17 protein-coding genes are annotated in these 18,654 nt (G+C 56.1%); 13 read left to right on the top strand and 4 right to left on the bottom strand.

Annotation, left to right across the window (positions count from 1 at the left end; translation table 11 throughout):
- Nucleotides 1-52 precede the first annotated feature (52 nt).
- On the bottom strand, nucleotides 53-2,299 hold the full coding sequence (locus ALB80_RS07685; protein ID WP_050603663.1) for a mechanosensitive ion channel family protein: 2,247 nt from the start codon (nucleotides 2,297-2,299) through the stop codon (nucleotides 53-55).
- A gap of 270 nt (nucleotides 2,300-2,569) precedes the next feature.
- Nucleotides 2,570-3,478, bottom strand: coding sequence for a LysR family transcriptional regulator (locus ALB80_RS07680; RefSeq protein ID WP_050603469.1), 909 nt, complete (start codon nucleotides 3,476-3,478; stop codon nucleotides 2,570-2,572).
- A gap of 169 nt (nucleotides 3,479-3,647) precedes the next feature.
- Here ALB80_RS07680 and ALB80_RS07675 point away from each other — a divergent pair, with 169 nt between their 5' ends.
- The 10 genes from ALB80_RS07675 to ALB80_RS07630 all read left to right on the top strand — a co-directional run bounded on the left by ALB80_RS07675 (nucleotide 3,648) and on the right by ALB80_RS07630 (nucleotide 15,094).
- Complete coding sequence (locus tag ALB80_RS07675) at nucleotides 3,648-7,067, top strand: indolepyruvate ferredoxin oxidoreductase family protein (RefSeq protein WP_050603468.1); 3,420 nt, start codon at nucleotides 3,648-3,650, stop codon at nucleotides 7,065-7,067.
- A gap of 78 nt (nucleotides 7,068-7,145) precedes the next feature.
- Nucleotides 7,146-8,024 carry a lysophospholipid acyltransferase family protein gene (locus tag ALB80_RS07670; RefSeq protein ID WP_050603467.1) on the top strand — a complete coding sequence of 293 codons (879 nt, stop codon included), beginning with the start codon at nucleotides 7,146-7,148 and terminating at the stop codon, nucleotides 8,022-8,024.
- Nucleotides 8,025-8,032: 8 nt separating this feature from the next.
- Entirely contained in the window at nucleotides 8,033-8,842 is an 810-nt protein-coding gene (locus ALB80_RS07665; RefSeq protein ID WP_050603466.1) for a glutamate racemase, read from the top strand.
- Nucleotides 8,843-8,936: 94 nt separating this feature from the next.
- Nucleotides 8,937-9,965 carry an N-acetyl-gamma-glutamyl-phosphate reductase gene (gene argC, locus ALB80_RS07660; protein WP_050603465.1) on the top strand — a complete coding sequence of 343 codons (1,029 nt, stop codon included), beginning with the start codon at nucleotides 8,937-8,939 and terminating at the stop codon, nucleotides 9,963-9,965.
- A 7-nt stretch (nucleotides 9,966-9,972) separates the two neighbouring features.
- Nucleotides 9,973-10,419 carry a cytochrome c maturation protein CcmE gene (ccmE, locus tag ALB80_RS07655; RefSeq protein WP_050603464.1) on the top strand — a complete coding sequence of 149 codons (447 nt, stop codon included), beginning with the start codon at nucleotides 9,973-9,975 and terminating at the stop codon, nucleotides 10,417-10,419.
- A gap of 150 nt (nucleotides 10,420-10,569) precedes the next feature.
- On the top strand, nucleotides 10,570-11,181 hold the full coding sequence (locus tag ALB80_RS07650) for a holin-associated N-acetylmuramidase (protein ID WP_050603463.1): 612 nt from the start codon (nucleotides 10,570-10,572) through the stop codon (nucleotides 11,179-11,181).
- The gene (locus tag ALB80_RS07645; protein WP_050603462.1) at nucleotides 11,172-11,750 is read left to right on the top strand and encodes a holin family protein; all 579 of its coding nucleotides are present in this window, start codon (nucleotides 11,172-11,174) and stop codon (nucleotides 11,748-11,750) included. Before ALB80_RS07650 ends, ALB80_RS07645 begins: the two co-directional genes overlap by 10 nt.
- Before the next feature lie 75 nt (nucleotides 11,751-11,825).
- The gene (locus ALB80_RS07640; RefSeq protein ID WP_050603461.1) at nucleotides 11,826-13,790 is read left to right on the top strand and encodes a heme lyase CcmF/NrfE family subunit; all 1,965 of its coding nucleotides are present in this window, start codon (nucleotides 11,826-11,828) and stop codon (nucleotides 13,788-13,790) included.
- Nucleotides 13,787-14,242, top strand: a complete 456-nt coding sequence (locus ALB80_RS07635; protein WP_050603460.1) for a cytochrome c-type biogenesis protein — start codon at nucleotides 13,787-13,789, stop codon at nucleotides 14,240-14,242. The genes ALB80_RS07640 and ALB80_RS07635 overlap by 4 nt, the downstream gene beginning before the upstream one ends.
- 75 nt (nucleotides 14,243-14,317) lie before the next feature.
- Nucleotides 14,318-15,094 carry an enoyl-CoA hydratase-related protein gene (locus tag ALB80_RS07630; RefSeq protein WP_050603459.1) on the top strand — a complete coding sequence of 259 codons (777 nt, stop codon included), beginning with the start codon at nucleotides 14,318-14,320 and terminating at the stop codon, nucleotides 15,092-15,094.
- Nucleotides 15,095-15,105: 11 nt separating this feature from the next.
- Here the strand turns inward: ALB80_RS07630 and bmt are convergent, their stop codons facing one another.
- Together bmt and ALB80_RS07620 are read right to left on the bottom strand one after the other, a co-directional pair.
- Entirely contained in the window at nucleotides 15,106-16,119 is a 1,014-nt protein-coding gene (bmt, locus tag ALB80_RS07625) for a betaine--homocysteine S-methyltransferase (protein ID WP_050603458.1), read from the bottom strand.
- Between the two features lie 121 nt (nucleotides 16,120-16,240).
- On the bottom strand, nucleotides 16,241-16,558 hold the full coding sequence (locus ALB80_RS07620; RefSeq protein WP_050603457.1) for a DUF1476 domain-containing protein: 318 nt from the start codon (nucleotides 16,556-16,558) through the stop codon (nucleotides 16,241-16,243).
- A 188-nt stretch (nucleotides 16,559-16,746) separates the two neighbouring features.
- On the opposite strand from ALB80_RS07620, the gene purC reads away from it, so the two are divergent.
- From purC to purS, 3 genes are all read left to right on the top strand, one after another.
- Nucleotides 16,747-17,502, top strand: coding sequence for a phosphoribosylaminoimidazolesuccinocarboxamide synthase (purC, locus tag ALB80_RS07615; protein ID WP_050603456.1), 756 nt, complete (start codon nucleotides 16,747-16,749; stop codon nucleotides 17,500-17,502).
- Nucleotides 17,503-17,644: 142 nt separating this feature from the next.
- Nucleotides 17,645-18,310: a MarC family protein gene (locus ALB80_RS07610; RefSeq protein WP_172677871.1), complete on the top strand. Its 666-nt coding sequence runs from the start codon at nucleotides 17,645-17,647 to the stop codon at nucleotides 18,308-18,310.
- 113 nt (nucleotides 18,311-18,423) lie between these two features.
- Complete coding sequence (gene purS / locus ALB80_RS07605; RefSeq protein WP_050603662.1) at nucleotides 18,424-18,654, top strand: phosphoribosylformylglycinamidine synthase subunit PurS; 231 nt, start codon at nucleotides 18,424-18,426, stop codon at nucleotides 18,652-18,654.

Raw genomic sequence — 18,654 nt, 5'->3', positions numbered from 1 at the left:
CGAAGGAATGCACCGCAGTACTGGCGCAAATTGAAGGCGTAAACCGCGTAGGTTACGCTGACCCCTGATCTTTGTTGAGTTGAGCTGCGGCTGCGGCACCTACAGCGGCCTTCTGTTCCGGGCTCAGGTTTTCGGCTTCTTCCTGCCCCGGCATCGCAACACGCACCTCACGGCGGGCAAAGTCGATGCCGTTTTCCTTGAAGGCTGCCTTGACCCGGTTGAAGATTTCCTTGCGCAGTGTGAATTGCTTTCCGGGCTTGGCCATGAACTTGCCGCGGATGATCATGCCGACATCGTCGAAGTCGAACACGCCCTGCGATTTGAAGGGTTGCAGAAAGCCATCCTTGTGGGTCTCGTCGGCCATCATCTCGGCACCGATCTTCTTGAAGATCTTCTTGACCTTGTTAGGGTCGGTATCAAACGGCACGGTGAATTTCAGCTTCATGATAACCCAGTCACGGCTGAAGTTTGTCAGCTTCTGAATCTCACCATACGGGATCGTATGCACAGCACCTCGATGGTGACGCAGCTGCATCGAGCGAACCGAGATCTTCTCGACCGTTCCCATCGTGCCGCCGACGTCGACATATTCTCCAACGCGGAAGGCATCGTCGATCAGGAAGAATACCCCGCCCACGATATCAGCGACCAGCTTCTGCGCGCCAAAGCCGATAGCCAGACCCAGAACACCGGCACCGGCCAGCAGCGGCGTGATGTTGATGCCTAATGCACCCAGTGCCAGCAGGCCAAAAATCACGGCAATTGTGATCTGGGCCGTTATCCGCATCAGGGGCAAAACAGTCGCCAGACGAGACCCACCGGCACCGCCGCCTTCACCGCCTGCTTCTTCGTCCAGCTCCTCGGCCGCAGTTTGTTCCCTTGCCAATCGACGGTTGATCCACAACGAGACGACCTCGTTCAAGATATAGCCAACGGCGATGATCAGCAGGAATTCGATGACAGCACCGCCAACTTCGGCACTGACACCAGCCGAAGCAACGTTACGCAGATCAAGTTGCCAGGTGCGCGCGATCATGAACACCACGATCAGTCCCGCGATAACGCGGCCAATCCGAATGTAACTGCGTTTCGCAGAACGGTAGGCGCGTTCAGCCAGAGGGCCTTCGCCAGACATAGGGGGCTGCAAATGGCGCACCAATCCACGGATCAGTGTGTCGAGCGCGGGGGCTATCAACAACCAGAACATGGTTGTGAAATGCGCGCCGCTGGTTAGCAACCTCAATGTCGATGGATCGCGCTGTGCAACCAGAAACTCGACCAGAAGCCAGATTGCCACCGAAACGCCGATGGCAAAATAGGGGTAATAGTGCGCGACTTCCTTGTCGAACTTCGTATGATCCGGGTCCGTACCCAGCATCATCTGAGACAGTCCTTCGCGGGCGGTCCATGCGATAACCGCGATGTAGATGTGGATTGCTGCGTTCAGCCAGAAGCCAATACGGGTATCATCACCCGTGACACCATTGAGCGCGTTGAAGCGAACGACAAACAGCGTGAAGCCGATCAGTATCAACAGGCCGATGAGGTTGCGGTACAGGTATTTCGCCCAATGGTCGTCAATGTTGACCAGCCGGAGTTGCGGTTTCTCCGGTGCCAAAACAAAGCGTGACGCTGCTGCTCCCAAGCGCGGAATCCATATCAGGTAGAAGACAAACGGAGCGGCATAGGTGATTTGTTCAGGCGTCAGTAAACCACGGCCAACTGCCCTTATGACAACATAGAAAACGATCAACCCGGCGATTTCGCGGCAAAACCGGCGGAATAGATAACTGACTGCGCCCCAAAGGTCGCCCTCATCCGAGACTTCCGTCGCTTCATGCCAACGACGGGTCAGGAATATGAACAGCTTTTCAGCTATGAAACCCACAATCAGCACCGAGAGGATAAGCCCGAACAGTGTAAACACGCCGGTCGTTCCGAACGTGTCACTAAAGTTGCTGAACGCGGTAATCTGCGCTGTGACGATGTTGGGAAGCGTGGTCAGAACATGTGTCCAGGACGAGACCATCTCGGTCCAGATCTCGCTTATTTCGGTCAGCGGGTCTTCCACGTCCGCTTTTTCAGCCGCATGTTCTTCTGCAACTGCATCCAGCCGTTCCAAAAGAATCGCGCGCACCTGGTCATCGGACATGCGCGCAACCAGATCGTCGACCTGTTCGGGTGTCAGGTCTTCTGGAATGGTCACTGTAGACGTTGTGCCGGTGTCTTGCGCATATAGCGGTACCGCTAAAAATAAAGCGGAGACAATCGCCAACAAGAGGCGGAGTGGTTGGAGCATGGATTTTCCCTCGAACACGAAATTGTTTCGTTTTTTTGGGATCATATGCTTATGCGTGTATTTTTCCCAGAACTTTCGCTGACTTAATGCGGAGCCTTGGGCAAAAAAAAGGCCGAGCAATAAGCTCGGCCGTAGTCCAACAGGGAGGTATGAAGATGATGAGCGTTTCGGCATCATCGCCTTCGATTGCTGATTTAGGGGGCAGTTTGTGTACGTTCAAGGAATTTAACGCTGCTAAGACCTCATGCCCGATATGCTATGGGTGCATAGCTAAAGTTTTCCCATTTTTTTCAATTGTTTACGTTGGGCAATGATCTCGTCCTGAACGAAGTCACGGAAGGCGCCAACGCGTTTTGAATGTCGCAGCTCTTCGGGATAAGCCAAATAGACCGGGACGTCTGCGGTTTCGATGTCTGAAAGTATGGGTACGAGGTGCGGAAAGTCTTGTGTGACGTAATCCGGCAAAACCCCAATGCCCAAATTGTGCAGGACGCCTTGGAGCACACCAAAATAGTTGTTCACTGTCAGCAGTGACCCGGGATTGTAGGTCATCAAATGACGTACCATGGCCGCACTGGCGCCAACCTGTGGTGCGGCGGGGGTTTGGCAGATCAGGCGGTGGTCCTTAATCTCGTCCAAAGATTGCAGCATTCCGCCATGCGTTTCGATGTAATCCTGTGTCGCATAAAGCATCATATGAACAGTCATCAGGCGTTTGCGCACCAGATCCGCTTGGCTGGGTTCTTTCATCCGAATGGCGACATCGGCTTCGCGCATCGGAAGGTCCAGAACACGCTCTTCCAGCATCAGGTCGATGTTCAGATCGGGGTATTGCTCGTACAGTTTAGGCAGGCGCGGGGCCAGCCAAAGCGTGCCGAAGCCAAATGTCGTCGTAACCCGCAGGACGCCAAAGACCTCTTCTTCGCTGTCGCGAATGCGCGCGGCTGCGGCGTCCAGTCTTTTTGACATGGCGGATGTGGCGTCGAACAGCAGTTCACCCTGTTCGGTGAGAATCAGCCCCCGCGCATGACGGTGAAAAAGGGTGGCATCCAGCGATTCTTCCAACGCTCGGATCTGTCGGCTCACGGCGGATTGAGACAAGTTGAGCTTGTCCCCGGCGTGTGTGAGGCTGCCTGCATCGGCCACTGCGTGAAATATTCTAAGCTTGTCCCAATCCATCGCCGCAACTTTCGTTATCCATTTGAACGCCTATATGAAAGGGGTGACAAGTTCTACATTCAAAGGGTGAAATCGTTACTTATCAGTGGATAAATCCTATACAGGTCAGAAATTATGACCTAAAATGAATTGAGATGAAGCACACTGATCTGACGAGGGGAGACGTCTGATGAGTCAGGCACAGATAACGCTAAACGACCGGTTCGATCTTGAGAAAAACCCCGTTCTTTTGAACGGAACTCAGGCGCTGGTCCGGTTAATGCTGATGCAAAAGGCCAGAGATCGACAGGCGGGCCTGAACACAGCAGGCCTTGTTACCGGGTATCGGGGATCACCCCTTGGGGCTGTTGACCAGCAGATGATGCGGGCCCAAAAGCCACTTACCGAAAACGATGTCACGTTTCAGTTCGGGTTGAACGAAGATCTGGCTGCCACTGCGCTTTGGGGCAGTCAGCAGGCTGGATTGCGCAGGGATGGCAAGTTCGACGGGGTTTTCGGGCTTTGGTACGGAAAAGGTCCAGGGGTTGACCGGTCCGGCGACGTCTTGCGCCACGCAAACATGGCGGGTACGGCCCAGCATGGTGGCGTTCTTATGGCAATGGGCGATGACCATACTGGCGAAAGCTCGACCGTTCTGCATCAATCCGAATGGTCGCTGGTCGACATGTATATGCCTATCGTCAGCCCCGCTGGCGTTCAGGAAATCCTGGATTACGGCATTTATGGCTTCGCGCTCAGCCGTTTTGCCGGCGTCTGGGTCGGTTTGAAGACGATGAAAGACACGATCGAGGTCACTTCGGTCGTGGATGGCAGCCCGGACCGGATGCGCGTTGTTGTGCCTGAATTTGATATGCCGGAAGGCGGATTGAACATTCGTTTGGGCGATACACCACATCTGCAAGAAACGCGCGTCATCGACTACAAACGGTTCGCGGCTGAGACGTTTTCACATGCCAATAAGCTCGACAAACGGATGTGGGGCAAATCCGGTGCCAAGATCGGCTTTGTCGCAGCAGGCAAGAACTGGCTGGATCTGATACATGGTCTGTCCCTTCTGAACATCGATGAATCCGAGGCCGAAAGGCTGGGGATCACCACATACAAGGTAGGGCAGACTTTCCCCTTGGATATGGCGGGGTTCCACGATTGGGCTGAAGGGCTGGACCTGATCGTGATCGTCGAGGAAAAGCGCAAGTTGATCGAGGTTCAGGTTAAGGAGGCAATCTTTGACGACCGGCGCGGCCGTCGGGTCTATGGTTGGTACAAGGGTGGGGCCGGGACTTTGCACAGGGAAGAACTGTTCCCGACGCGCGGCGCGCTGGATCCGATCATGATCGCCGAAAAGCTCGGCGAGATCCTGATTGAAGAGGGGCGCGAAACCGATGGTATTCGGGCCGGGCTGGCATCGTTGTCCGAGGCACGCAGGGCTGACAACGCACAGGAAATCGCAACGCGACTTCCGTATTTCTGCTCGGGCTGTCCGCACAACAGCTCAACCAAGGTGCCCGACGGCAGCCGCGCCTATGCCGGTATCGGCTGTCACTACATGGTTCAGTGGATGGATCGCGAGACGACCGGATTCACGCAAATGGGTGGGGAAGGCGCGAACTGGATCGGCGAGGCACCGTTTTCGACAACCAAGCACGTGTTCCAGAACCTTGGCGATGGCACGTACAACCATTCGGGCGTTCAGGCGATCCGGGCGGCGTTGTCCGCAGGTACCAACATCACCTTCAAGATCCTGTTCAACGACGCTGTCGCCATGACCGGCGGGCAGGACAATGAAGGTGACCTGACTGCCGAACGGATCGTTGCCGAGGTCAAGGCAATGGGTGTCCGAGAGGTGGCTCTGGTTTATGACGAAAAGGAAGACGTCAACTTTAAGGCTTTGCCCGCCAGCGTTCAGACATTCGAGCGAGCCGACCTAATGCAGGTGCAGGAGAAGTTTCGCGAGATCGAGGGTGTTTCGGTCATCGTTTATGTTCAAACCTGCGCCGCCGAAAAGCGCCGCCGCCGCAAGCGCGGTACATTCCCCGATCCCGACAAGCGGGTGTTCATCAACACCGATGTATGCGAAGGCTGTGGCGATTGCGGTGTGCAGTCCAACTGTGTGTCGATCGTGCCGAAACAAACCGAGCTGGGCCGTAAGCGGGCCATCGATCAGTCAAGCTGCAACAAGGATTTTTCGTGCCTGAACGGCTTTTGCCCTTCTTTTGTAACCCTTGAGGGCGCGAAAATCCGTAAAGAGGCGACGACCGAAATCGACCTGCCTGATCTGCCAATGCCCGATCTGCCCGAGATCCGTGGAACCCATAACGTCGTGATTACGGGTGTAGGTGGTACGGGTGTTGTAACCCTGGGTGCAATCCTTGCGCAGGCCGCCCAGATTGACGGCAAAGGCGCGGGTATGATGGAAATGGCGGGCTTGGCGCAAAAGGGTGGCGCAGTCCACATTCATTGCCGTCTGGCCAACAGCCCCGATGATATCAGTGCCATCCGTGTCGCGACTGGCGAAGCCCATGCGCTGATCGGCGGTGATTTGGTGGTTTCAGCCGGAGCCAAGACCTTGGGTTTGACGCGCAGCGGACGTACCGGCGCCGTCGTGAACAGCCATGAAACGGTCACCGGTGATTTCACGCGTGATACCGAATTCCGCATTCCTGCCGATCAGTTGGAACTGGCGTTGCAGGCGCGAATGAAAGAAGGCGTCTCTTTGTTCGATGCCACCGATCTGGCGCGCGCTGTGATGGGGGATTCGATCTATTCCAACATGATGATCTTTGGCGCGACGTGGCAGCGCGGGTTGTTGCCCGTCAGCTATCAGGCGATCTTTGATGCCATCGAGTTGAACGGAACCGCTGTCGAACGAAACAAGCGTGCGTTTGATATCGGTCGTTGGGCGATACTGCATCCAGAAGAAGTACAGTCCATTCTGTCCCCAGCCGTGGCAGAGATGCCCAAAACGCTGGACCAGATTATCGATTTCCGTGCTCAGCATCTGACTGAATACCAAAGCGCCCGGCTGGCTAAGCGCTATCGCAAACTGGTGGACAGTGTAGAGGATGCCGAGGTACGTGAAGCGGTAGCAAAGGGCTATCACAAGTTGTTGTCCTACAAGGATGAATACGAAGTTGCGCGCCTTCTGCTGACCAGTCGGGAAAAGGCGGCTGCCGAGTTTGATGGCAACTTCAAGATGACCTTCCACCTTGCCCCGCCGGTTTTCGGAGGATCGGCCAGTAATGGCAGGCCCCAAAAGCGCGCGTTCGGCGAATCCGTCTTGGGCCCGTTGAAACTGCTGACAAAATTGAAGGCGCTTCGTGGCACCCCGCTGGACATCTTCGGGTATTCATCTGAACGCAGGATGGAGCGTGCTTTGATCCGGCAGTATGAAAAGGACATGCGCGACGTGTTGCCCATGGTGTCGCAGGACACACGTGACGCGATTTCGGCCTTGGCCCGTTTGCCACTGGACATCCGCGGATTTGGCCCTGTTTTGCAGGAAAACGAAGCCAAAGCTGCGAAAAGGCGCGAAGAATTGCTGGCGACTATCCGTAGCGGCGGACCTGAAATGCAGGCCGCAGCAGAGTAAATCGTCACAAGGGTGTCACGATAGCTAGGCAAAATTGTTACTTACACCTATTTTGCAGGCAGAAAACCGGAGACCCAAATGCCTTCTCGCCGTCATGTCGTTCGTGACATCTCGTATGCTCATTCCGCCGAAACCAAAAGCGGGCGGATGGTCATCAAGTTGATGGAGAATACCACAGGCCGCATGCGCCTGATCAAACGCGCGGATGGGTACGAAAGAGAAGTCGCCAATGGGCGAGACTTTTGGACCGTTATGGTCGAACGCTATGGACTGACGCTGGATGTGGTGGGAGGATCGCTGGCGAACATCCCGAAAGACGGTCCCTTGATCCTGATTGCCAACCATCCCTACGGGATTCTGGATGGCATGATGATGGGTCACATGCTGTCGCAGACCCGGGGCGATTTCCGCATTCTGGCGCATCGGGTGTTCCGCAAGGCTGAGGAGTTGAACCGGATCATCTTGCCCATTTCGTTTGATGAGACGAAAGAGGCGATGAAACTGAACCTTGAGACGCGCAAAACCGCGTTGAACTACCTCGACAACGGTGGTTCGATCGGGATTTTTCCGGGGGGAACAGTCAGCACCGCTGTCAAGCCGTTTTCGCATCCAATGGACCCGGGCTGGCGCGGCTTTACCGCCCGGATGGTGGCCAAATCAAATGCCACGGTCGTGCCGGTTTTCTTCGACGGGCACACTTCGCGCCTGTTCCAGATCGCAAGCCATCTGCACAATACGTTGCGTATGGGCCTGCTGATTAAAGAGTTCAAGAAACGGGTGGATACGCCTGTCAAAGTGGTGATCGGCGAGCCGATCGGCCGCGACATTCTGGACCCTTTGGGCAAGGATACGCGCAAGATGATGGATTTCTTGCGCAAAGCCACGTATGAGCTGTCTCCGACACCGCTGAAGTCTTATGACTACGGCTATGAATTTGAGGAACGGCATCGCGCCTGAAGGGGCAAATGGCAGTAGGCATCTTTGATTCCGGTTTGGGCGGTCTGACCGTCCTCAACGCCGCGCAGCAACGGCTGCCCGACGTGGATTTCCTGTATTATGCGGACAGTACAAATGCACCTTACGGTGTGCGCGATGCCGAGGATATCTATCAGCTGACCCGCAATGCGGTGCACGATCTTTGGGGCCGGGGCTGCAATCTGGTGATTCTGGCCTGCAATACAGCCAGCGCTGCCGCGTTACGGCGGATGCAGGAAGAAGGCGTGCCCGAGGGCAAGCGGGTGCTGGGCGTCTTTGTTCCCTTGATCGAAGCACTGACTGAGCGGCAGTGGGGCGATAATTCGCCGCCGCGCGAAGTGGCCGTCAAGCATGTGGCCTTGTTTGCGACACCTGCCACCGTGTCCAGCCGGGCGTTTCAGCGGGAACTGGCATTCCGGGCAATCGGCGTGGATGTCGAGGCTCAGGCCTGTGGCGGTGTGGTCGATGCCATTGAAGATGGTGACATGATCCTGGCCGAGGCGCTGGTGCGCAGCCATGTGGATGCTTTGAAACGCAAAATGCCAGAACCCCAGGCGGCTATTCTGGGCTGCACGCATTACCCGTTGATGGCAGAGGCCTTTCAGGCGGCGTTGGGACCGGATGTTCAGGTTTTCAGCCAGGGCGATCTGGTTGCTGAAAGCCTTGCTGATTATCTACAGCGTCATCCGAACATGCAGGGCGAAGGCGCGGGTGGGCACCTGACCACGGGCAAGCCGGGTTTTGTCAGCGATCGGGCAACGCAGTTCCTCCGACGAAAGATTTCGTTCGAGGCGGCCTGATTTAGGTCAAGGACGCACCCCTTCCGATTTTCTAATTCAAAGACCGTCACATCGGCGGTCGTGATATGTGACACACGTAAAGAAGAGGTCTGACATGACCCATAATATCGCAATTCTGGGCGCTTCCGGCTATACCGGCGCGGAACTGGTGCGGCTGATCGCCGAGCACCCGAATATGGACATCGTTGCTTTGGCTGCCGAGCGGAAGGCCGGCATGAGCATGGCACAGGTCTTCCCGCATCTGCGCCACATGAACTTGCCGGATCTGTGCAAGATTTCCGAGATCGACTTTTCCAATGTTGATTTGTGTTTCTGTGCTTTGCCGCACAAGACCAGTCAGGAAGTCATTCGGGCGCTGCCAAAAGATCTGAAAATTATCGACCTGTCAGCGGATTTCCGGCTGCAGGACGCGGATGAATACGAGAAGTGGTATGGAAACCCACATAGCGCGCTGGAGCAGCAGGACGAAGCCGTCTATGGCCTGACTGAATTTTATCGTGATGAGATCCGCTCGGCGCGCCTTGTGGCGGGGACTGGATGTAACGCAGCAACCGGGCAATATGTTCTGCGGCCGTTGATCTCGGCGGGGGTCATCGATCTGGACGATATTATTCTGGACTTGAAATGCGCAGTGTCCGGGGCCGGGCGGTCGCTCAAGGAAAATCTGCTGCACGCTGAACTGAGTGAAGGATACAACGCCTACGCGGTCGGCGGCACGCACCGGCATCTGGGAGAGTTCGATCAGGAGTTTTCGAAGCTGGCTGGTCGGACAGTACATGTGCAATTCACACCGCATCTGATCCCTGCGAACCGCGGTATTTTGGCGACCACCTATGTGAAAGGCGACCCGCAGAGCGTCTATGAAACACTGGCAAAAGCCTATGTGGACGAGCCTTTCATACAGATGCTGCCGATGGGTGAAGCGCCTTCGACACATCATGTGCGGGGGTCGAACTTCTGCCATATCGGCGTCGTCGCAGACCGGATCGAGCGGCGCGTGATTGTGGTTGCTGCGCTGGATAACCTGACAAAAGGTAGCAGTGGCCAAGCCTTGCAGAACGCCAACCTGATGTTAGGTGAAGATGAAACCCGGGGTCTGATGATGGCCCCACTTTTCCCGTGAGGACGGTATGAAAACGCTCAAGAAACGTCGTCGAGTACAAGTCATTCTGGTAGCGGCCGTTGCCTTGGTGGCATCGACGGCTTTGATTGGGTGGGCCTTGCAGGATGGCATCAACTTCTTCCGCTCGCCCAGTGAAGTGATTGCAGAGCCGCCGAAACCGACCGAGGTGTTCCGCATTGGTGGGCTGGTTGAAGAAGGCTCGATCATTCGCGGCCAGGGTGAAACTGTGCATTTTGTGGTCACGGATGGGGGCGAGAGTGTTCCGGTATCATTCACGGGTGTTCTGCCAGATTTGTTTACCGAGAACCAAGGTATGGTTGGCACTGGAAGTTACGTGAACGGCGTGTTTGAAGCCACGGAAATCCTTGCAAAACATGACGAGACGTACATGCCGAAAGAGGTCGTCGACGCACTCAAGGAGCAAGGCGTTTACCAAGAAGCAGAGGGAAGCTGAACGCAGCTGCGCTGCGTGCCTCTGGCAGAGGTATTTTTGAGCATAAGAAGTGGGGCGTTGCGCGTGTAAGGCGGGCAGCGCCCTTTGTTTTTTGCTAACTTTAATGAATTTGCAGGACCGTTTCCCCGATCGGTGAATTAGGGGGACGTCATGCAGTCGGTTCAACAGATCGCAGAAGAAATCGTGGCGCGGGAGGGCGGGTTCGTGGATGATCCGGATGATCCCGGTGGCTCTACAAAACATGGCGTGACCATTCACACCCTGCGACGCCTGGGGTTGGACCTCAACGGTGATGGCGTGGTCGATGTAAGCGATGTAAGGGATTTATCCCGGCGGCAAGCAGTCGATATTTTTTTGCGTCACTACTATGAGAAACCGGGGATTGCGCGCCTGCCCGATGTCCTGCAGGCGTCGGTCTTTGACATGCACGTCAATGCCGGGACGCAGGCGGTCAAAATTTTGCAGCGGCTTTTGAATGATATGGGGTTCGATGTGGTGGCAGACAGTGTGATCGGCCCGAAGACGGCAGCGGCCTGCGCAAGCGCTGCGCAACCGGATCCGACCTCTTTGCGAGATGCCTATGGGGTTGCGCGGCGAAACTATTACTTCCGCCTTGCAGATCGGCGGCCTGCCTCCAGAAAATACGCGCGTTCCCGGTCTGGCGGCAAAGGCGGCTGGATCAAACGCGCCGAAGAATTTCTGTCAGAGCGGTACCATCTGACGGACGCAGAGTTTCAAAGAAGGGTTGCGGCATGGGATTGATCTCGGGTGTTTTGGCGCTGTTGTTTGGGAATGGGCGGAATGCGGTGCAGGAAACCGTCGAGCTTTATCGTGAAAATACGGAGGCGCGGGCGCGACGAAGCACTGAGCTGCAAACCCAGGCCATGTCGCAATTTGGCGGGGAATTTCAAATCCCTCAAAAGGGGGCGTTCGATCGCTTCATGGATGGTGTGAATCGATTGCCCCGCCCGGCTTTGGCGTTGGGAACGCTCGGGCTGTTCATTGCGGCCATGGTAGACCCGCTGTGGTTTGCCGCAAGGATGCAAGGCATCGCTTTGGTTCCTGAGCCTTTATGGTGGTTGTTGGGTGTGGTCGTATCCTTCTATTTTGGCGCGCGACATCAGATGAAAATGCAGGAATTTCAGCGTGATATCGGCGCGACGATGCTGCGCTTGCCGACGGTGCTGAACAACATCGAACAAGTGCGCGCGATGCGAGGTGACAGCCCGGGTGGTGCGGATCCGGGTCCGGATGCTGCTTTGCTTCTGGATGTCAAACACCCGGATGCCAACCTGGCGCTTGAGGATTGGCGCAAGCGTCGCGGGACCTGACCCGCGACACTATGTGCCCTCTGATCGGGCGAAAGTTATTGGCCCCCGGTTTAGCCTCGGAGTATATTCCGGGGTATGATTACAGAACTCGGCCACTTCGCCCTTATCCTCGCCTTCTTTGTCGCCATTGTACAAAGTGTAGTGCCCCTGATCGGGGCTTCGAAACGCTGGGCCGGATGGATGGCGTTTGCGGAACCTTCGGCCATCGTTCAGTTCCTGCTGACGGCTTTTTCCTTCGGTGCTTTGATCTGGGCTTTCGTCGTATCCGACTTTTCCCTGAGGATCGTGGTTGAGAACAGCCATTCTGCCAAGCCGATGATCTACAAAATCAGTGGAACATGGGGCAACCACGAAGGATCCATGTTGCTTTGGGTGTTGATCGTCACTTTGTTTGGCGCATTGGCTGCGTTCTTTGGGGGCGGGTTGCCGCCGTCGCTCAAGGCGCGTGTGCTGGCAGTGCAGTCGGCAATTGCTGTCGCGTTCTTCGCCTTCATTTTGTTCACCTCGAACCCGTTCGACCGGCTTGCAATTGCACCGTTTGACGGGCGCGATCTGAACCCGTTGCTGCAAGACCCCGGGTTGGCCTTTCATCCGCCATTTCTGTATCTCGGTTACGTGGGGCTGAGCATGGCATTCAGCTTTGCCATCGCGGCCCTGATCGAAGGGCGCGTTGATGCGGCCTGGGGGCGCTGGGTGCGCCCCTGGACATTGGCGGCCTGGATCTTTCTGACCATAGGTATCGCGCTGGGGTCGTGGTGGGCCTATTACGAATTGGGTTGGGGGGGATTCTGGTTCTGGGATCCGGTCGAGAATGCCTCGTTCATGCCCTGGCTTCTGGCGGCAGCCCTTTTGCACTCTGCCATTGTTGTGGAAAAGCGCGAGGCGCTAAAAAGCTGGACCATTCTACTGGCGATCATCGCATTCGGATTTTCACTGATCGGCACGTTCATTGTGCGATCTGGCCTTCTGACGTCGGTTCATGCCTTTGCAACCGATCCTGAACGGGGCGTGTTTATTCTGCTGATCTTGGTGTTCTTTATCGGTGGCGCGCTGACCCTGTTTGCCGCGCGTGCGCAAACGATGGAGGCAAAGGGCGTCTTTGGCATGGTCAGCCGGGAAAGCGCTTTGATTGTAAACAACGTCCTGCTAGCGGTCAGCTGTTTCGTCGTGTTCGTTGGAACCATGTGGCCGATGGTGGCCGAGATGATGTTCGACCGAAAGCTCTCGGTCGGGGCTCCGTTTTTCAATGCAGCGTTCTCTCCGTTCATGGTGCTGCTTGGGCTGGTTCTGCCGATTGGGGCGATGTTACCCTGGAAGCGGGGAAGGATTGGCAAGACCGCGTGGTCGTTGCGCTATGCCTTTGGGCTTGCGTTGGCGATTGCCCTGCTGGTCTGGGCGATGCAAACCGGGCGCAGCGCGCTGGGTCCGGTGGGTCTTTTCCTTGGGGCCTGGATCACCTTTGGGGCGGCTATCGATTTGTGGAACCGCACGGGCCGCAATGGTAGTCTGAAACGCCTTTTCCGCCTGCCGGGTGCGGATTGGGGGAAGGCGGTTGCCCATACGGGTCTGGGTGTCACCATTTTCGCCGTCGCTGGCCTGACTGCGTGGGAGGACGAGGATATCCGCGTGGCGCAACCCAACCAACCGTTCGAAGTGGGGCAGTTCACGCTGACGCTGAAAGACGTGCGACAGGTCGAGGGGCCGAACTATTTCTCGACCACGGCAGATGTTCTGGTTGAAAGGAATGGGCGCCTGATGGGTACATTGCACCCTGAAAAACGCGACTATCCGGTGGCGCGTATGCCCACGACTGAAGCTGCGATAGACTATCGTTTCCTGGGTGACCTTTACGTCGTGATCGGTGATCAGCAGGCAGATGGGGGGTGGGTCATGCGCACCTATATCAAGCCGCTCGCAAACTGGATCTGGGGCGGCTGCATTCTGATGTCGCTTGGGGGTATCCTAAGCCTGTGTGACAGGCGGTTCCGTGTCGCCGCAGGGGCCAGAAAAACCCCGGTTGGTGGAGTGCCGGCAGAATGAAACGTCTTGTACTGATCCTGATGCTGCTGGCGTCGCCCGTGTTTTCGGTGCAGCCGGATGAGGTGCTGGATGATCCGGTGCTCGAACAAAGGGCCCGCGATCTCAGCACCGGGTTGCGTTGCCTTGTTTGCCGGAACGAGAGCATCGACGAAAGCAACGCTGATCTGGCGCGAGATTTGCGTCTATTGCTGCGTGAGCGTCTGGTGGCCGGTGACAGCGATGAAGAGGCGATTGCCTTTATCGTGGATCGTTATGGCGAATATGTTCTTCTGAAGCCGACCACCAGCGGTTCGAACCTGTTTCTTTGGCTCGCCGGGCCGATCATGTTGTTGATTGCGGCGGGCGTTGGCCTCAATTTCCTACGCAATCGCTCGAAAGCCCATGCATCGGTTGCGGACACTTCGCTGAGTGAGGATGAAAAAGAACGTCTGCGCCGAATTCTTGAAGACTGACGTATGGTTCTGCTTTTCCCATCTCGCTTGGGCCAGTAAGTGTGCAGAAAAGCGAGGCGCGACGGGAGGGTTTTCATGAAGTACGAAACGGTTGTTCTGGACATTACGGGCGGTCTGGCGGTTCTGACATTGAACAGACCAGACAAGATGAACGCTCTGACAACTCAGATGCGCGCTGAAATCACCCATGCAATGAAAGATGCGGCAACCAGAGCCCGGTGCATCGTGATCACCGGTGCTGGTCCTGCCTTTTGTTCCGGTCAGGATCTGGGCGATGCATCGTCAACCGGCAAGATTGATCTGGAGCGGTCGCTGCGGGACGAATATGAACCGATGCTGGAGATGATCCACAGCTGTCCGGTGCCGACCATTGCTGCCGTAAATGGACCTGCGGCCGGGGCAGGGGCCAACCTTGCCCTTTGCGCGGACGTGGTGATTGCAGCTGAAAGTGCCTACTTCCTGCAAGCCTTTGCGCGGATCGGGTTGTTGCCCGATGCCGGAGGAACCTGGTTCATGCCGCGTCAGATGGGGCTGGCCAAGGCGATGGGGGCCGCTCTGTTTGCCGATAAGATCACCGCGCGGCAAGCGGATGAATGGGGCATGATCTGGGAAGCCGTACCCGATAAAGACTTCGCTGCACATTGGCGTAAACGGGCGGAATATCTGGCCAATGGTCCTACGGCAGCTTATGGCGCGATCAAGCAGGCCATTCGTGGAACATACGAAAACACCCTGCCACAACAGCTAGCAAAAGAGGCGCATCTGCAAGGCGAATGTGGTCGTTCGCGCGATTTCGCCGAAGGTGTGGTGGCTTTCATGGAAAAACGCCCCCCGAAATTCGAAGGGCGCTGATTAAGGCTGTTTTAGGCGCGGCGACGGCGGCGCGTGCGGCGCTCGGGTGTTGCATCGTCGCCTGTTCCGTCAGAGGCCGACGTGAACGGCCCCAACGCATCGGTGATCTGGTCTAGGGTCGGACGTTCACCACGCGACGTGGTATCCAGCGCTTCGCGCATACTGCGCAGGTGATCGGGCATGGTACCGCAGCACCCGCCAATGATCGTGGCACCAGCATCGCGTGCCATTACCGCATATTGGCCCATCAACGCGGGTGTGCCGTCATAATGGATGTGACCATCCACATATTTCGGAATGCCCGCATTGCCCTTTGAAATCAAAGGGCGCTCAGTTCCCTGCGCGGCAAAGCCCAGAACAGTGCGCAGAATATCCGACGCGCCGGTTCCGCAGTTTGCGCCAAAGGCGATGGGCGGGTTGGCCAGTGTTTCAACCAGTTGCGCCAGATCGGCCGAGGTCACGCCCATCATCGTGCGCCCAGCGGTGTCAAAGCTCATCGTGCCACACCAGGGCATGTCAACCAGGGCAAAGGCTTCGGCTGCTGCGCGGAATTCTTCGGGTGCGCTTATGGTCTCAACCCAGAGAACATCCACACCACCTTCTTTCAGTGCGGCAGCTTGTTCGTGGAACATTTCCACGGCCTCGGAATGTGACAGGCTTCCCACAGGTTTCATGATCTCGCCGGTCGGGCCAACGGATCCAGCGACCACAACGGGGCGCCCGGCCTTGTCGGCGACTTCGCGTCCCAGTTCTGCACCGATGCGGTTCAGTTCGCCCACACGGTTTTGGGCGTCATGCAGCTTGAGCCGCGCCGACGTGCCGCCAAACGTGTTGGTCAGGAACAGGTCGCTGCCCGCATCTACCGAACCTTGATACAGGGCTTTGATCTTTTCGGGTGCGTCAACGTTCCAAAGTTCGGGGGCGTCACCGGATTGCAGGCCCATGTTAAACAGGTTGGTCCCGGTCGCACCATCCGCCAGAATTGCGTCATTGGTGTCCATAAGTTTGCTCAGAGCATTTGTCATTGGGTCAATCCAGGCAAAGGTGCAAGTCGCCGTTAAAAATAGAGACGCCCCATCTCACATGACCGGGGCGTCAAATCAAATTCATAAAACTCATGAAGATCATGAGTCGTCTAAGAGTGCTTTAGTCGGATTCACTCATGACCTGAGCTTTGGCTTCAGGCAGAATCTCAGCCATCTTGGCGCGAATTTCTTCGGCCGATGACAGATTACCCAGATCACCGGCGACCTTGCGTATAACGTCTTCGTGTCCGGCTTCTTCGAAATCAGCGACTACAACGGTTTTGGCGTATTCTTCGGCTTCTTGACCTGATTTGCCCAGCTTTTCTGCGGCCCACAAGCCCAGCAGTTTGTTGCAGCGGGCCTGCGCCTTGAACTGCATTTCTTCATCATGGGCAAATTTGGCTTCAAATGCGTTTTCGCGTTCGTCGAACGTGGTCATTGGGTGAGGACCTCTTGGGTTACATCTTCTTTCCTGATGATATGACCATACGATGTCCGGTGCGCAAGGTATTTGCGCTGCGTCAAACCCTCTCGGGCACATGAACTTGCGGGAAAAGGGGGCTTGCACTATGAGGACGCCTAACGAGGGGGGACTCAATCCCTCTGCTCTGATCGGAAAGGTCGCTTATGGCGCGTCGCAAGAAAATCTACGAAGGCAAAGCCAAGATTTTGTATGAAGGCCCAGAACCGGGCACCATCGTGCAGTATTTCAAGGATGACGCCACCGCGTTTAACGCGGAAAAGAAGGATGTGATTGACGGCAAGGGCGTGCTGAATAATCGCCTTTCCGAGTTCTTCATGACCGGCCTGACCCAGATTGGCATCCCGAACCACTTCATCCGCCGCTTGAACATGCGTGAGCAACTTGTTCGCAACTGTGAAATCGTGCCTCTGGAAGTGATCGTGCGCAACTATGCCGCCGGATCGATGTCGAAACGTCTGGGTATTGCCGAAGGTACCCAACTGCCACGTCCGATTGTCGAGTATTGCTACAAAGACGACTCTCTGGGTGATCCGCTTGTCACGGAAGAGCACATCGCTGCTTTTGGCTGGGCCAGCCAGCAGGACATGGAAGATATTCTCAGCCTGGCGCTGCGTGTGAACGATTTCATGAGCGGTGTCATGCTGGCGGTGGGTATCCGACTGGTAGACTTCAAGATTGAGATCGGACGCGTGTACGAAGGTGATTATCAGCGCCTGATCGTTGCTGATGAAATCAGTCCCGACAGCTGCCGTTTGTGGGATATCGAAACTGGTCAGAAGCTGGACAAAGACGTGTTCCGTCGTGATCTTGGCAGCCTGACCGATGCGTATTCCGAAGTCGCGCGGCGACTGGGTGTTCTGCCCGGTAACAACGTGACCAAACCGACTTTAATCAACTGATCAAGTTTGCCTCTGAGTTTAAAAAAGGCGCCGCTCATTCAGTAGCGGCGTTTTTTCGTTCTTGTTGAATTTGACAGCTACTCGTTTCCTGAGCATGTTTGCCTCGTGCAGCCGTGAAGGGCGCGATAAGGATGGTTTTCGAATGGCTGAACTGTTTGATCAGACGATCTTTCTGAAGTTTCTGGCAGCCGTGCTTGCGATCTTCAATCCGCTATACAACATCCCGATCTTTCTGAGCATGACCAAGAACTGCTCGGCGGCTGAACGCCGCCACGTTGCGATCGTCGTGATGATTTCGGTTACCGTTATCGCCTTGATTGCCGTCGTGATCGGCGAAGAAGTGCTTGGGATTTTCGGCATAGACGTCTCGTCCTTTCGAATAGCCGGCGGCATCATCATCTTCGGAATTGGCATGTCTATGTTGAAAGCCGAAGACCGCCCTCCGGGTGATCAGGCCGCGGTGGCGGACGGGCATGAACGCAAACTGAATTTCGCAGTTGTTCCCTTGGCCATTCCTCTGACCATCGGGCCGGGCACGATTGCCATCACTGTTGTCTTTTCCCACCAGCTGTCGGACGGGGCAGAAATCGTGACACTGGGTTCAGCGATCCTGATTGCCTGTGCAATTGTGGGGGTGGGGCTTTTGTTTGCAGATCAGATCTCGCGCTTTTTGGGCGAGACAATGATCAACGTGCTGACCCGGATCATGGCGATTCTGTTGGTTGCCGTCGCTGTCGAGATGGTTTTGACCGGATCATTCGATGCAATAGATGCGCATTACCCGGGATTATCCAAGGAGGCAGGGTAGGCCGCACACTGCGTCAAACTGCGTAGCAAACAGGGTTGTCCAAAAGCATTTGGCACGTTATCCCCCGCGCAATGAAAATGGCCCGGATGTGGCCCTCAGGTGGAGTTGCCAAGATGAAAGCACGGGTTCACGTGATGCTCAAAAACGGGGTGCTGGACCCGCAGGGCGAAGCAGTTCGGCACGCATTGGGCGCAATGGGATTTGATCAGGTCGAAGGTGTCCGTCAGGGCAAAGTGATCGACCTTGAGCTGGCCGACGGTGCGACCGAAGCGGATGTCACGAAGATGTGCGAAAAGCTGTTGGCCAACACAGTCATCGAACGCTACGAGATCGAACTGGTCTAA

The sequence above is a fragment of the Ruegeria sp. 6PALISEP08 genome (genome assembly GCF_001238295.1).
Classification (GTDB): domain Bacteria; phylum Pseudomonadota; class Alphaproteobacteria; order Rhodobacterales; family Rhodobacteraceae; genus Ruegeria.
The sequence above is the reverse complement of the archived record's forward strand: the minus strand, read 5'-3'. Positions and strand labels throughout refer to the sequence as shown.